The organism is Pragia fontium DSM 5563 = ATCC 49100, from assembly GCF_900112475.1.
In the GTDB taxonomy this organism is placed as follows: domain Bacteria; phylum Pseudomonadota; class Gammaproteobacteria; order Enterobacterales; family Enterobacteriaceae; genus Pragia; species Pragia fontium.
On sequence record NZ_FOLW01000008.1, the window covers coordinates 145728 to 159275 of the forward strand.

The following is a 13548-nucleotide window of genomic DNA, read 5'->3' on the forward strand; positions in this document are numbered from 1 at the left end:
GACCGTTTAAAATAAAACAACGGGCACCGTGTTTGAGTATGCCCGTTATCTAAATCACTCACCATATAGCCAATCAGTATTGATTAAATATTTTCTGAATTTCAGCCCGATCGTTAGTTTTGGTTAATGCCAATTGCAGCAGTACCCGTGCTTTCTGAGGATTCAGGGTGCCTGATGCCACAAAACCATATTTGACATCATCCACCTCGGCATCTTGAGTTGTTGCCCCCAGAGGTACTCGAGAAGAACGTACCACGGCAACCCCTTGTTTTCTCGCCTCAACTAAAGCCTCAAAAATTGAATTATACAGGTTACCGTTACCCACACCGGCACTCACAATGCCTTTAGCCCCTTCGCTAATCAAGGCTTTTACCGGTGCCGCAGACGCATTGGCATAACTATAAACAATATCGACTTTGGGCAATGACGTCACTTTACTGATATCAAAAACATTGTTCGGGGCATGTAAACGGGTTGGCATACGCTGATAATCAACTTTACCGTTATGGATATAACCTAAAGCACCGTAGTTAACGTTCTGGAAGGTTTGTACCCCCGTAGTGCTGGTTTTGACTACATCGCGAGCTTCCAACACCGCATCATTCATGGCGACCAACACACCACGACCAACCGAGTTTTTATCCGCAGCCACCACCACCGCATTATAAAGATTAAACGGCCCATCGGCGCTCATTGCTGTTGCCGGACGCATTGAGCCCACCATGACAACGGGCTTATTGCAGGTTACCGTTAAATTAAGAAAGTATGCGGTCTCCTCCATCGTATCGGTACCATGAGTCACCACAAAACCATCGCTGGTAGCACAACGCTCATTTATCGTCTTAGCCAATTTAAGCCAAACCTGATCATTCATATCTTGTGAGCCAATATTAACGATTTGCTCACCTTTAATATCAGCAATATCTTTTAACTGTGGAACGGCATCCACCAAACGTTCAACACCAAACTGACCCGCGACATAGTTAGATTTCGTTTCAGATATCCCTCCACCGGCAATGGTTCCTCCGGTTGCCAGAATAGTGATAGTCGGTAACTTGGCCAATACGGGAACCGCAAGACAACAAAGCAAAGCACCAAGTGCAGACTTCTTGAATACTGACATACATAATCTCCTGTCGAGGTTATTCCAACCCTGAATAATAAAAACCGTTGAGATAATAAACATTACGCTGAAGGTACCGTTTAACTTAGCCTAACCACATATTGAAAAGCCATGGTCAGCTCAAATAGGTCCTTACATTCCAATATCGTTAAATTTGATAGCTAATATCTAAACGGCATTATGGTTAATTTATTAAATCCATCCCACGGATTTTTACTGACAATATAAAACTAACTGTATTATCAATAAGATTGATCTTTTTTCTGTGATGCCCCGCTAGAGATACAACATTACTAGAGCTAAAGATAAAAACCCCGTATGATCTGTGATTCTAAAACCAGTCGGATACCAACCGTTAATCCATCAAACCCGAGAGCCTGAACATCAAATGCAAACAACCAAGCAAACTTTTATTCCCGGTAAAGATGCGGCCCTGGAAGACTCCATCTCCCGTTTTCAACAAAAGCTCACTCAATTAGGATTTAATATTGAAGAGGCTTCCTGGCTTAATCCTATCCCCAATGTTTGGTCGGTACACATTCGCGATAAGGATTGCCCTCTGTGTTTTACTAATGGCAAAGGCGCAACCAAGAAAGCCGCTCTGGCCTCAGCTTTGGGTGAGTATTTCGAGCGGTTATCAACCAACTATTTCTTTGCTGACTTCTATTTGGGTAAAAACATTGCCGAGAGCGAATTTGTTCATTATCCCAATGAGAAGTGGTTTCCCCTGCCATCAGATAACAGCCTGCCTACGGGTATTCTGGATGAACAACTACATCAATTTTACGATCCAGACCAGAGTTTAGCCGCAAGCGACTTGGTTGATTTACAGTCAGGCAATGGTCAACGCGGTATTTGTGCCCTACCGTTTGTCCGTCAGTCGGATCTTGAAACGGTTTATATTCCGATGAATATTATTGGCAACCTGTACGTTTCTAACGGTATGTCGGCCGGTAATAATCGCGATGAAGCCAGAGTTCAAGCGCTGTCAGAAATTTTTGAACGCTTTGTAAAAAACCGGATTATTGCCGAAGCCATCAGCCTGCCGGAAATTCCTAATGAAGTCATCAATCGTTATCCTCCGGTAACCGAAGCCATCGAAAAGCTGGAAGCAGAAGGCTTTCCTATCTATGCCTATGATGCATCATTAGGGGGACAATATCCGGTGATCTGTGTGGTGCTCTTTAATCCGGCTAACGGTACCTGTTTTGCCTCATTCGGCGCACACCCAGACTTTGGTGTTGCACTGGAACGTACAGTGACTGAACTCTTACAGGGTCGTAGTCTGAAAGATCTGGATGTGTTCAATGCCCCTACTTTTGATAATGAAGAAGTCGCTGAATACACCAATCTGGAAACACACTTTATCGATTCCAGCGGTTTAATCTCGTGGGATCTGTTTAAGCAACAGCCAGACTATCCATTTGCAGATTGGAATTTCAGCGGAACCTCTGAACAAGAATTTGTTACGTTAATGCAAATTTTCCGCCAGCAACAAACCGACGTGTATATTGCAGATTATTGTCACCTTGGCGTTGATGCTTGCCGTATTATTGCTCCGGGCATGTCCGAAATCTATCCGGCAGAAGATCTGTTGATGGCCAATAACAATATGGGCCAGCATTTAAGGGATACCATTCTTAGCCTACCTTCCAGCCAATGGGAACCCGAAGCTTATCTGGCCTTGATTGAACAATTAGATCAGGAAGGCCTTGATGACTTTATTCGCATCAGAGAACTGTTAGGTATCGCTACGGGGTCTAATAACGTCTGGAGCAGTTTACGTATTGGTGAATTGAAATCTATGCTGGCTCTGGCCGGTGGCGATCTGGATCAGGCCCTAAGCTGGGTGGAATGGACGCAGGAGTTCAATGCCTCTTTATTTACTGAAGAACGCCGTAATTATTATCGCTGCCTGCAAACCCTACTGTTGATGGTGTTGGATGCTGAAGACCGGGAACCTGAACAATTCAATCCAGCGTTCAATCGTATGTACGGGGCAGAAACCGTTACAACGGTTTGGAAAAACATTCATGGAGAACAGCGCTTTTACGGGCTTATTGATGTGGATCAAGATTTAACGGTTCTTCCTGCTCATCAATCATTGTTGCATGCTTATAATAAATTACAGATGGCTAAACGGCTGGCTTAGATAATTGATTAAATAACAAGACCCTTTATGAAAATAGAGGGTTTTGTTTTTTTATTTTTAAAAGTAAAATAAAAAGAACCAATGTTAAACATTAGTTAAATAATGCTTAATTACCCCCCATATTCAATACAATATTTATAATTTATTAACAGTTCACAATATCATTTCACGCTCTTATTAAAATTAAATTGTAAATTTTAAAAAAAATTTTATTTAATAAATTCAATGTGATACGTGCAAAAATAGCATTATCCTTCCATATTCCATGGTTATAGATTTTACTCACAATGATCGACATCAATTTTTACAGTATACTGCTTTGTTAATATCACCGACGAAATTTAGTCTTTATTAGGCGCACGAGATTTTATTCAGTGAAAACAGAGAATCCTATTGCATCATTATCTCCAGCAGCGATGGCTCAAGTAGCCGAGAATGCCGGGATATATAAAGCAACGAAACGTCCAATCATTACATTCTGCTCAGCGATACTGGCTGGCGTCTTTATTTCTATCGCTTTTGTTTTTTATATTACCGCAACAACCGGAACCGCCGCCGTCCCTTTCGGTATGGCAAAATTTTTGGGGGGCGTTTGCTTCTCTCTCGGTTTGATGCTGGTGGTTGCCTGTGGAACCGACCTCTTTACCTCAACCGTCTTAACCTGCATTGCTAAAGCAACCAAACACATTACCTGGGGTCAAATGTTCCGTAACTGGACCAACGTTTACTTTGGCAACCTGGTCGGCGCATTATTATTCGTCGGAATCATCTTTCTTGCAGGTCAAATCACTGCCGCTAACGGATTATGGGGGCTAAATGTGCTGCAAACCGCCAACCATAAATTACATCATACCTTTGTAGAAGCGGTAGCTCTTGGTACACTGGCTAATCTGATGGTGTGCTTGGCCGTGTGGATGAGCTACGCAGGACGTAGTCTGACGGATAAAATGTTTGTGATGATTCTGCCCGTGGCCATGTTTGTTGCCAGCGGCTTTGAACACAGTATTGCGAATATGTTTATGATTCCAATGGGGATCGTGATTAAGAATTTTGCTGCTCCTGAGTTCTGGCAGATGATTGGCGCAACGCCGGAGCAATTTTCAAGCCTAACAGTAAGTAACTTTGTTTTCGATAACCTTATCCCCGTCACGATTGGCAATATTATCGGTGGGTTGATGGTAGGTTTGCCTTACTGGGCAATGTATTTACGTGGTGAGAAGCACTAGTCCAACGCTTCTTATCAATCAAGGTTAATTCTATTTCCTTAGTATATGAAAGGTAGGTGAAAAAATGACCGAGCTTAATCAAAAGTTTGTCAAAGCATGGGAAGGATTTAAAGACGGCGACTGGCAGAACAAAGTTGACGTTCGTGACTTCATCCAGAAAAACTACACCCCTTATGAAGGCGACGAATCTTTCTTAGCCGGTTCCACTGAAGCAACCGATAAGCTTTGGGACAAAGTGATGGATGGCATCAAAATCGAAAACCGCACTCATGCACCGGTTGATTTTGATACTGATGTTGCTTCGACTATTACCTCTCACGATGCTGGTTACATCACCAAAGAGCTGGAAACCATCGTTGGTTTACAGACTGATGCACCATTAAAGCGCGCCATTATCCCGTTCGGCGGCATCAAAATGGTTGAAGGTTCATGTAAAGTTTACGGTCGTGAACTGGATCCTCAACTGAAAAAAATCTTCACTGAATATCGTAAAACCCACAACCAAGGCGTTTTCGATGTTTACACTAAAGACATTCTGAACTGTCGTAAGTCTGGTATTCTGACCGGTCTGCCTGACGCTTATGGCCGTGGTCGTATCATTGGTGACTATCGTCGTGTTGCCGTATACGGTATTGACTACCTGATGGCTGATAAATATGCCCAATTCAACTCTCTGCAAGATAAGTTGGAAAACGGCGAAGATTTAGAAATGACCATCCAACTGCGCGAAGAGATTTCTGAACAGCATCGTGCTTTGGGTCAAATGAAAGAAATGGCTGCAAAATATGGTTTCGATATTTCTGCACCAGCAACTAACGCACGTGAAGCCGTTCAGTGGACTTACTTTGCTTATTTAGCCGCGGTTAAGTCTCAAAACGGTGCAGCAATGTCGTTTGGTCGTGTATCTACATTCCTTGACGTTTATATCGAACGCGATATTAAAAACGGTTTAATCACTGAAACCGAAGCTCAAGAACTGATCGACCACCTAGTTATGAAGCTGCGTATGGTTCGTTTCCTACGTACTCCTGAATATGATGAGCTGTTCTCTGGTGACCCAATCTGGGCAACGGAATCTCTAGCAGGTATGGGTGTTGATGGTCGTACTCTGGTTTCTAAAACCAGCTTCCGTTTCCTGAACACGCTATACACCATGGGTCCATCTCCGGAACCAAACATGACCATCCTGTGGTCAGAAAAACTGCCTTTAGCATTCAAAAAATATGCGGCTAAAGTGTCTATCGATACCTCATCTGTACAGTATGAGAACGATGACCTGATGCGCCCTGACTTCAACAACGATGACTATGCTATCGCGTGTTGTGTAAGTCCAATGATCGTTGGTAAGCAAATGCAGTTCTTCGGTGCTCGTGCAAACTTGGCCAAGACCATGCTTTATGCTATCAACGGCGGTGTGGATGAGAAGTTAAAAATGCAGGTTGGCCCTAAAGAAGCGCCAATGATGGACGACGTTCTGGAATACAACAAAGTCATGGAGCGTTTAGACCACTTCATGGACTGGTTAGCAAAACAGTATGTGACTTCACTCAACATCATCCACTATATGCATGATAAATACAGCTATGAAGCTGCTTTGATGGCGCTTCACGATCGTGATGTTGTGCGTACTATGGCGTGTGGTATTGCCGGTCTGTCTGTTGCTGCTGACTCACTGTCTGCAATCAAGTACGCTAAAGTTAAACCTGTTCGTGATGAAGACGGCTTAGCGGTTGACTTTGAAATTGAAGGTGAGTATCCACAGTTCGGTAACAACGACTCTCGCGTTGATGATATCGCCTGTGATCTGGTTGAACGTTTCATGAAGAAAATTCAGAAACTGCGTACCTATCGCCACTCGATCCCAACTCAGTCAGTTCTGACCATCACTTCTAACGTTGTTTATGGTAAGAAAACCGGTAATACGCCTGATGGACGTCGTGCTGGCGCACCATTCGGACCAGGTGCTAACCCAATGCACGGCCGTGACCAGAAAGGTGCAGTTGCCTCTCTGACTTCCGTTGCTAAACTACCGTTTGCTTACGCCAAAGATGGTATTTCTTATACCTTCTCTATCGTACCAAACGCACTGGGTAAAGATGATGACGTTCGTAAAGCTAACCTTGCCGGCCTGATGGATGGATATTTCCACCATGAAGCGAGCATCGAAGGTGGTCAGCATCTAAACGTTAACGTTATGAACCGTGAAATGCTGTTAGATGCAATGGAAAATCCTGAGAAGTATCCTCAGTTAACCATCCGCGTATCTGGTTATGCTGTACGTTTTAACTCGCTGACTAAAGAGCAGCAACAAGACGTTATCACTCGTACATTTACTCAAACCATCTAACTGGTGATATTGATTTAGACGGTGATAGTAACGTTAAAAGCCCCACTTTCTAGTGGGGCTTTTTTATTCCCTATTCCGCCCAACATGTGTTTATACATAAAAGATATTTATCACGCATTTTATAGCGAATAAAGGTAAGATCGTGACTGCGGATATCGAACAATTACGCCAACAATAAACGATGATTTAGCCATACTAAATACAAAATTTGACACCACATGAGTATGTTAAACTCATTAATGTCAACGCCCAGAGTAATATCTACTTTTCAGCACCATACAGAACTATTTGGAATTTTATGAGCAACGTAACAGACCGTTTATCACCAGAACCTCTGATGCCTGATGAGCATAACCAACCGGTACAAGGCCGCATTCACTCCTTTGAATCCTGCGGTACCGTTGATGGGCCGGGTATTCGCTTTATCGTTTTCTTTCAGGGTTGTCTGATGCGCTGTCTTTACTGCCATAACCGCGATACCTGGGATACACACGGTGGTAAAGAAGTGGCGGTTGACGATCTTATGAAAGAAATCGTTACCTATCGCCACTTTATGAATGCCTCTGGTGGTGGCGTAACCGCTTCCGGCGGTGAAGCAGTTCTACAGGCTGAGTTTGTTCGCGATTGGTTCCGAGCCTGTAGAGCCGAAGGCATTCATACCTGTCTGGACACTAACGGTTTTGTGCGCCGCTATGATGCGGTAATTGATGAATTACTGGACGTTACCGATCTGGTGATGCTGGACTTAAAACAATTAGACGATAGCGTTCACCAGAATCTGGTGGGGGTATCCAACCATCGTACCCTCGAGTTTGCCCGCCATCTGGCCAAACGCGGTCAAAAAACCTGGATACGCTATGTGGTGGTTCCGGGCTGGTCGGATGATGAGAAGTCTACCCGCATGTTAGGCGAATTCACCAAAGATATGACCAACATTGAAAAAATTGAGCTATTGCCTTACCACGAGCTAGGTAAACATAAATGGATTGCTATGGGTGAGGAATATGGGTTAGAAGGCGTTAAACCCCCTACCAAAGAAATGATGGATCGGGTTAAATCCATTCTTGAAGAATATGGGCACAAAGTCATTTACTAACGCAAATACCAGACAAGGATAGTTATGCAAAACACATCAGGAAATGGGATAAGCACTCACGTTCCGCCAGAAGTTCAAGGTTGGAACTGGGGAGCATTCTTCCTTCATTTTATTTGGGGTATTGGCAACAATACCTTTATCGCATTCTTAATCTTCGTGCCGTTCGTCAATTTAGCCATGCCTTTTATACTTGGCGCTAAAGGTAATGAATGGGCGTGGCGCAATCGTCACTGGGCCAGTATTGAAGAATTCAAACGCGTCCAACGCTTATGGTCCCGCTGGGCTATTGGCATCTTTATTACCATCACTCTATTTTTTGCCCTGCTCTTTACCACAATATATTGGGCGGTGACGTCCGCCTTAAAAAGCTCAGAGATTTATCAGCAAAGCGTGATTTTAGTAAAGTCTAATCCATCCGCTATGCAAGCCCTAGGCTCCCCGATTTCTACCGGTACTCCAAGAGGTAATATTTCGGTCAACGGAGACTTCGGTGAAGCAAAAATCAGCTTTAGTATTGAAGGGAGCAAAACCAGTGGTATTCTCTACGTCTCCGCAGAGAAAGAATGGGGCACCTGGCAGATGCATTATAATAAACTCAGACTGGATAATTCCGGTGAAATTATCGATCTGCTAACGACAGAACAAGAATCCCAGCCTGACCTGTAAATAACGTTACTCAGAATCAACTCACCATCAGGAATAGGATTATCGCCATGACTATTAGCTATAAAAACGATGCTCTCCTTACGCCAGAAATCGTGATTGCTCTCTATCGTAAATGTTCCCTTGGTGAAAGACGCCCGGTTGATAAGCCTGAGGTGTTTAAAAAAATGATCGATAATTCCAACCTAATCATTACCGCTTGGGATGGCAGTAAATTGGTTGGCATTGCCCGCAGCCTGAGTGATTTTAGCTACGTAACCTATCTGGCTGATTTGGCGGTTGATGAAAGCTACCAGAAGCAAGGTATCGGGAAACAGTTAATGAGAGAAATGCAGAAATGCACACCGGCAGGCTGTAAAATTGTGTTACTGGCAGCACCAACGGCAAACGATTATTACCCTGCCCTTGGGTTTGAACATAATCCAAGAGCCTGGATATTAGATAGCCCCCTGTAATGACTACTGCATTGCTAAAGGGTTGTGGTGGCGATCGGCCTTACTGAACAGCATCGCCATAAATATAACCGCAGCAACGGCAATAACGATAAACAATTGCCGATCTGAATAGTACTGCATTAAAGCAGCTGTTAGCGCAGGTCCCGCCAAGCTTCCTACCGTATAGCTTAGTAATAATGTTTGATTCATCGCAACCAGCTCATCCGGAGCGGCTTTTTCACAAGCCCATGCCATGGCTATCGGATAAAGGGTAAAACCGGCTAATCCCAACATAAAGAGTGCTGGAGCCAACGAATAGCTATTCAATACCGCCAGTGAACTCATAATGATAGCGAACACCTGAATACGTAGAACAAATAACCGGCCATAGCGATCGGCCATGCGGCCCATTGGCAATTGTCCCATAATACCGGCGCAAACCATAAGTGCCATCCAATACCCTACATCCGCATCCTGATATCCACTATGGGCAAGATATAACGGCAATAAACCGTACAGTGACCCCAGCACAACACCAGAAATCACACAGCCATTAATGCCCAACCGAGCATCACGACGCTTTAACATCCCCCAAATATGCTGCTGCTTACCTTCAGCCTTTGGCTTTTCGAAACGGGCAAATAATAACGGTAGAATGGCCGCCAGCAATATTGCAATAACCCAAGGTAAAACACTGCTCAGTAACGTAGGCACCACGCCCAACAACAGTTGACCGAACAGCGTTCCGGCGTAATAAACCACCATATAAGCCGCCAGCAATTGTCCACGGACTTTAATGGTACCGCTGCGTAATAACGCACTTTCCACCACTACCCAGATAATTGCACAGGCGATACCGGCGATCAGACGCCATAACGTCCAGCTCATAAAGCTGACCGAGATACCCAGTAACAACGTGGCTACGGTAAATAAAATGCAGGCATAATGGTAAGTACGATTAAAACCAAATCTGTTAATACAAAAACCAGCAACTAATGTTCCCACCAAATTGCCAGTAAAATACGATGAGCTAACTACACCGATTTGCCAGGTAGACAAGGCGTCATGAATTAACCAAAGGGGAACCAGCGTATTTAATACCGCCATTGATGTGGTAAATAACAGTAGCCCAGCCAACAGTAACAGCACAGGGCGAGTAAACGCAGACATTGTTTTGCCAAACGGGTGAGACCAATAATGATGCGCATCATCCCACTACGATATTAAAAGTCAATCTGCAAAATGACAGCAAATGAATTAATCATCATGGTTTCATACTCGAACCATTTATTTCCATAAAATACAAATAGTTAAAATTTAATTGTTCATTTATTTTTTTAGTTTTTCTGGTTATAAAAAAACGATTAACGCTATACAAACAATATAAAAGCGGTACCAATAATATATTGGTACCGCATCATAATAACTCGCGAAATAACCCTATAATAACGACAGGTTATATTTTTCTTTCTATAGTCAGGCTGATTCTAAAGTTAATCATCATTCTAACTCCCCCCTGTTTTCAGACCACAGTCATTCAAATAGCTATTGTCCAAAATTGAGTGCTGCATCAATAGCCGCTCTTCGGTTAGATTGTTGCTGATGGTTTTCCTTAGATTCACGTTCAGAGCCGTTGTTTATCGCCTCCTGTACCTGGCTATCAAAATTAATCGCTTCATCAATGGCTGACTGTCTGATGAGTTGCTGTTGCTTGTTATCCGGCGTGAATTTCGCAAAAACAACAGCACCGCGAGTGGGAATCACACTCGTGGACGACTCTGTCATGGTCATGCCTTCAGGTAAATCAAAGTCATCAACGCTAAGCGTATTTTCCCGATAAGGTGTCAGATAGCTCACCAACGCATAACCCCGGCTATCCGTCGTCACACCAAACTGATTATTGACGCCAACATCTTTGGTAGAGGTAACCTCAACCAATCCCATGGTTTCTCCCAGACTTTGCCCCAACGTAATACCACCGGCATGAGCCATTAAACTTCCTTCAATATCGGCATTATATTGGGTTACTGCACTGCCTTTAGTCGCCCCTAAACTCAATTGACCCGCATTATGTTGATATTGAATGCTGCCATTCACATTATCACCGTAGCGCGAATCATGCTGGGTGCCTAGCTGATAGCCAAGACTATAATTCTCCAGGGCGTAACCACTTATGCCTATGTCACGGTTCTGTGAGCCATTATGGGCAGCCGTTTGCGAATAGTTCAGCTTCATGTTGCTTGAATCAAATATATTCAATGGAATACTGACTCTCACATTAATTTCAGATGTCGTGTCCTGATCGGGATAGCGGTTATAGCTCGCATATACGTTATAATTGATATCATTAATCTCATCTGAAAAACCAAACGAAATGCTGGTTTCTTTATTATGATCTTGTTTCCGATAGGTCTCCTGATAAAGCGTGAGGTAAACGTTAGCTTTTTCAGTTAAATTTCGGTTTAAGTTAACTTCCCAGCGATAGCGTTTTTCAGCCTCTTCCTCACCATCCCACACCCCGTCATCCCAATCCCACCACCAGGTTTTTTGCTGAGTAATGGCCCGATCAAAATCCCGATAACGTTGCCCGGCAGGATAATAACGAAACTGCGTCATTAAACTGGTTTCAGCACTAAAGAAGGCTTTAGCATAGCGAAGCCGATACATACCGCCCTTATCGTCTTCTGCTCGCCGAGGCTGCTGGGCTTTACTCTGACTATAGTCAATGGAAATCGCTCCCCATTGATTCAGATTTTTACCCAAGCCTATCGCATGGTTTTGGTAAATATCAGATTTAATGCCACCGCCAAACAATGAAATATTACCGGGTAGTCCCCAGTTAGCGGCCACTTGAGTAAATCGGGGTTCTTCATCATCACTCCCCCGCCAGGGTTTATAAGTCCCGACAATAGTTTGATAGCTAAAATTTCCCGAGTGAACCAAATTCGGCAGCGCCGTATAAGGTAGAGAACGGACGGTTTCGGTCCCGTTACTCTCTTTAATGGTCATCTCCAAATCACCATCAACTTCTGGCGGAGAAACGTCACGAAGGATAAAAGCCCCAGGCGGAACAAAGGTTTGATAAATAACGGTGCCATTCTGCCTTACGGTTATCTCCGCATTACTGTTAGCAAAACCTTTTAACCATGGCGAAAAAGAACGCCAACTGTCCGGCAGCATTTTTTCATCGGTTTTTAACATGATTCCGCGAAACGGCAGGCTTTTAAACAGGTTGGATGGCGTATTGGCATCGCCCAATACCAAACTGCTGCCGATGCTTTTGATATCCCTGGCTAAATACATATCACGACTATAAGAGCCATGGTCACCATAGGCATCACGAAAAATGGTAGAATGATGGCGTAGTCGCCAAGCATCCAGATTTAAGCCAGACTCTAGTTCTACATAAGTGCTGCTGTTATTCTCCTGATACTGAAAAGCCTCCCCTTCATTAAAAGCATAGTTGAGATGATAATTAACAAATAAAGCATTAACTCCATCACTCCAGCTACTTATATCAATTTTATCTTTTTGTGACTCAATGAGCGTCTGGGGAATATCAACTATCGTTAGTGAAACAGAGGCGTCGTTGAAATAAAAAATATTCAAACGATCCAGTTCATCCTTAGGCAGGCAGCCTGAAGGCGTAAAGTTAAATTTAGATGAGAATGCCGGTTTCACGCCCCAAGTCTCTAGCAATGAACGCTTCAGACAAGGAAGATCATCCGTAATCTCTAATTCTATTTGCCCCATATCAAGGTTATTGACGATAACCCACTGATTATTCATTTGAGCCTTAACAGAACCCATAGAAATAGTGAGCCAACAACTGGCAAAAGCGATTGAACGAGTTAGCTGCATACTGGATACACAAATAGAGATACCGTCATAAATGACGGTATCTCTATTATATTAAGTTAAAATATAAGCGAATTAACGCTTAGATGCCGCTAACTCTGCACGAGCAGCTTTCAGCTCTTGCTGAACTGCCTGCACTTCAGCTTGTTTCTCTGCTAATTTAGCCTGGTACTTAGCCACTTTCTTAGCATCACCCTTCGCTTTAGCTTTGTTCAAATCAGCTTTAACTTCCGCTACATCGCTTTTCTTATCAGCCAATTTTTCCTCTAACTTTTGAACTTTCTTCTCTAAGCTTTGAGTTACATTGCCGCTGTTATTGTTATCAACACAGTAAGCATTCACGTTAGCCAATGCTCTTTTCAGAGAATTAACTTTATTGATATTACCGTATTGCTGAGCGATGCGAATTTGGTTTTCAAGAGCAGCGCGCTTAGCATTACAATTTTCGTATGCGCTAGCCATTGTGGAGTAACCAGCAGTCAGTGCCAACACCAATGGAATTAAACTTAATTTCTTAATGCTCTTCATAACAAACTCCTTGTTTTACATATTCAATTTATTGAATAAAAAGGTTTATTCCTCTCTATTCGTCTGAGACTTAACAATACTGGTTATATGTCAGTCTCATCAACGCTCCGGCTTCCTAAAG

General features: G+C 43.3%; 10 protein-coding genes. 6 read left to right on the forward strand and 4 right to left on the reverse strand.

The window, feature by feature from the left end; all coding sequences use genetic code 11:
- Positions 1–73: 73 nt before the first annotated feature.
- Positions 74–1123: an L-asparaginase 2 gene (gene ansB, locus BMZ28_RS12625; protein ID WP_047781355.1), complete on the reverse strand. Its 1050-nt coding sequence runs from the start codon at positions 1121–1123 to the stop codon at positions 74–76.
- A gap of 388 nt (positions 1124–1511) precedes the next feature.
- On the opposite strand from ansB, the gene ycaO reads away from it, so the two are divergent.
- The 6 genes from ycaO (at position 1512) to BMZ28_RS12655 (ending at position 9062) form a co-directional block, all read left to right on the forward strand.
- A complete protein-coding gene (gene ycaO / locus BMZ28_RS12630; RefSeq protein WP_074823634.1) occupies positions 1512–3275 on the forward strand; it encodes a 30S ribosomal protein S12 methylthiotransferase accessory factor YcaO in 1764 nt (587 codons plus the stop codon).
- 374 nt (positions 3276–3649) lie between these two features.
- Positions 3650–4501 carry a formate transporter FocA gene (gene focA, locus BMZ28_RS12635; RefSeq protein ID WP_047781357.1) on the forward strand — a complete coding sequence of 284 codons (852 nt, stop codon included), beginning with the start codon at positions 3650–3652 and terminating at the stop codon, positions 4499–4501.
- Between the two features lie 64 nt (positions 4502–4565).
- Complete coding sequence (gene pflB, locus BMZ28_RS12640) at positions 4566–6848, forward strand: formate C-acetyltransferase (protein WP_047781358.1); 2283 nt, start codon at positions 4566–4568, stop codon at positions 6846–6848.
- A 337-nt stretch (positions 6849–7185) separates the two neighbouring features.
- The gene (gene pflA / locus BMZ28_RS12645; RefSeq protein ID WP_047782675.1) at positions 7186–7944 is read left to right on the forward strand and encodes a pyruvate formate lyase 1-activating protein; all 759 of its coding nucleotides are present in this window, start codon (positions 7186–7188) and stop codon (positions 7942–7944) included.
- A gap of 24 nt (positions 7945–7968) precedes the next feature.
- Positions 7969–8610 (forward strand): cytochrome c oxidase assembly factor Coa1 family protein, encoded by a 642-nt coding sequence (locus BMZ28_RS12650; protein ID WP_047781359.1) that lies wholly within the window; start codon positions 7969–7971, stop codon positions 8608–8610.
- A 47-nt stretch (positions 8611–8657) separates the two neighbouring features.
- The gene (locus BMZ28_RS12655) at positions 8658–9062 is read left to right on the forward strand and encodes a GNAT family N-acetyltransferase (protein WP_074823636.1); all 405 of its coding nucleotides are present in this window, start codon (positions 8658–8660) and stop codon (positions 9060–9062) included.
- Between the two features lie 3 nt (positions 9063–9065).
- Here BMZ28_RS12655 and BMZ28_RS12660 read toward each other — a convergent pair whose 3' ends face one another.
- The 3 genes from BMZ28_RS12660 to BMZ28_RS12670 form a co-directional block, all read right to left on the reverse strand.
- On the reverse strand, positions 9066–10211 hold the full coding sequence (locus tag BMZ28_RS12660) for an MFS transporter (protein WP_074823638.1): 1146 nt from the start codon (positions 10209–10211) through the stop codon (positions 9066–9068).
- Between the two features lie 375 nt (positions 10212–10586).
- Positions 10587–12902, reverse strand: coding sequence for a fimbria/pilus outer membrane usher protein (locus BMZ28_RS12665; RefSeq protein WP_074823641.1), 2316 nt, complete (start codon positions 12900–12902; stop codon positions 10587–10589).
- A 72-nt stretch (positions 12903–12974) separates the two neighbouring features.
- Entirely contained in the window at positions 12975–13427 is a 453-nt protein-coding gene (locus BMZ28_RS12670) for a DUF1090 family protein (RefSeq protein ID WP_175474941.1), read from the reverse strand.
- Positions 13428–13548 lie beyond the last annotated feature (121 nt).